Annotated in this window: 1 protein-coding gene; it reads left to right on the top strand. The window is 67.3% G+C overall.

The window, feature by feature from the left end:
- The first annotated feature begins 680 nt into the window (after positions 1-680).
- The gene (ltrA, locus tag ACIQTO_RS38120) at positions 681-2,474 is read left to right on the top strand and encodes a group II intron reverse transcriptase/maturase (RefSeq protein ID WP_402398263.1); all 1,794 of its coding nucleotides are present in this window, start codon (positions 681-683) and stop codon (positions 2,472-2,474) included.
- Positions 2,475-2,554 lie beyond the last annotated feature (80 nt).

The following is a 2,554-nucleotide window of genomic DNA, read 5'->3' as shown; positions in this document are numbered from 1 at the left end:
TCGGGGGTGCGACACGAAGTCGCACGTAATGAGTGGGCTCGTTGGAAGGAGGGTCGGTGTGATGTCGAGGACGTAGCCCCGGGCCAGTGTCCATGGCCTGTCTCCGCCCGGACGTGCGTCGCTGGTAACGGCGGGGTGCGAAGCTCCGGGAAGAAGCCCAAGGGCCTCCGCTCCACTCGGAGGTCACAGGCAAGGAGAAGACCGGACGGGTGAATGTGAATGAACCCTCGACGATGCCCCGTGATGGCAAGCCCCGCAGGTGGAATGCAGTGGTGGGGTGCAGGACTGGCCGCTGAGAAGCGGCAGGTGCCGGTCGCAGACACCGAGTCGGCCGGGAGGACACCACCGTCCCGGGGTAATGAGGGCGCCCACCCCGGTCGCATCTCATACGTGCGGAACGTGACAACTCCGTTGGGGTCCAGTCGGCTTTTCGCCTGGTCAGCCGACCGCAAGGAAGGCCCAATTCCCCAGCGGGAACAGGACGGCCCAAGAAGCCAACGCCGGTGCGCCGAAAGGCAGCAGGAAACCGGGGCAGACCATCGGCTCCTCCGCCGAGCCCCGCATAACTGACCGGATACGGGCAGCTGCCCGATCCCGAAAGGGAGCTGACGTGGGCCGGGTGAGCCCGTGAAGAACGTGACTGATCAAGGATTCCGGAACCGAAGGGCAAGTTGGACACGGTGAGGATCGAGGCGACTGATGTTGACACGCCGCTGGTCCGCGCGGTGAACGGACCTGAGGACACTCTCCCCGATTGGGACGCGATCGACTGGCGTTCCGAAGAGGAGAGCGTACGGCGACTTCGACAGCGGATCTTCACGGCCTCGCGGGCAGGGGACCTCAAGAAGGTCCGCAATCTGCAGAAACTGATGCTCCGTTCACGCGCCAACACGCTGATGAGCGTGCGGCGGGTGACGGAGACCAATGCGGGGCGCAAGACGGCGGGCGTCGACGGGCAGGTCGTACTGACCTCCCGGGGCAAGGCGGAGCTGGCCCACTGGGTCCAGCACCGCACCGGCCCGTGGCAGGCCCGACCCGTCAAGCGCGTGTACATCCCCAAGGCAGGCGGCAAGAGGCGCCCGCTCGGCATTCCCGTGGTCGTGGACCGGGTGCAGCAAGCCCGCGTCTCACAGGCACTGGAACCCGAGTGGGAAGCGCGGTTCGAGCCGAAGTCGTACGGCTTCAGGCCCGGCCGCAGCTGCCAGGACGCGATCGCGGCGATCTACTGGACGGCCAAGGGCAAGAGCGCCCTGCGTCGGTGGGCGCTGGACGCGGACCTGGTGGCGGCGTTCGACCGGATCGACCACACCAACCTTCTGGCCCAGCTCGGCTCCTTCCCCGCCCGGGGAACGGTCGAGCGGTGGCTGAAGGCCGGCGTGGTCGAGGACGGCGAGCTCACCCCGACCGGGGAGGGAACTCCCCAAGGCGGCGTGATCAGCCCTGTCCTTTTGAACATCGCCCTGCACGGAATGGAGACGGCCGCGGGAGTGCAGTACCGGCAGACGGGCCGCCGCGCTGGCGACACGATGCCAGGCTCCCCGCTGCTGGTTCGATACGCCGACGATCTTGTCGCCCTGTGCCACTCGCGGGAACAGGCCGAACAGGTCAAGGAACGGCTCGCCGCGTGGCTGACGCCCCGGGGTCTGGCCTTCAACGAGGACAAGACGCGCGTCGTCCACCTCGACCAGGGCTTCGACTTTCTCGGGTTCACCGTCCGCCGATATCACGGCAAGCTGCTGATCAAACCCAGCCGCGAGGCCGTCAGACGGATCCGGCAGAGGCTCGGCACCGAAATGCGCGCCCTGAACGGGGCCAACGCGGCAGCGGTGCTGCACCGGCTCAACCCGATCATCCGGGGCTGGGCTGCCTACTACCGGAGCGTGGTCTCCAGCGAGGTCTTCGCCTCCTTGGACGACTACATGTGGAAGCTCGCCTACAAGTGGGCCACCCGCGCCCACCCGAACAAACCGAAGCACTGGGTCACCGCCCGCTACTTCGGCAGGTTCAACAAGTCCCGGCAGGACCAGTGGGTGTTCGGCGACCGCCAGAGTGGCGCCTACCTGCTGAAATTCGCCTGGACGAGCATCCTCCGACACCAGATGGTCCAGAACGGGGCGTCCCCGGACGACCCCGACCTGACCGAGTACTGGGCCGATCGACGACGCAAAAGCGCACCTTCGCTGGTCAACCGCGCCACCTTGCGCCTGCTCAACGCGCAGGACGGGCGCTGTCAGATCTGCCGCAGGCCGCTGCTGCCCGCCGAACGCCCACCAGCCGACCCCACCCAGTGGGAGACATGGCTGCGGGCGACCCGCCAGGCGATCACCGAACGGATGATCACCTACCACGGAGTCGGCACGCCGGACGGAACACAACTCCGTCTCGTCCACGCCACCTGCCAGCAGCACAACACCGCTGGCAGCGAACCCAAAGCATCAACTCTGCACGTCCGCAGGCCTTCAGGGCTTGCTTGAGCCGTGGTGCCCGGAAAGCGGGCACGCCCGGTTCTGAGGGGGCTCCGGCGCAGCAATGCGCCGGAGCTACCCGACTGTTC

The organism is Kitasatospora sp. NPDC091207, from assembly GCF_044768625.1.
GTDB lineage: Bacteria > Actinomycetota > Actinomycetes > Streptomycetales > Streptomycetaceae > Kitasatospora.
The sequence above is the reverse complement of the archived record's forward strand: the minus strand, read 5'-3'. Positions and strand labels throughout refer to the sequence as shown.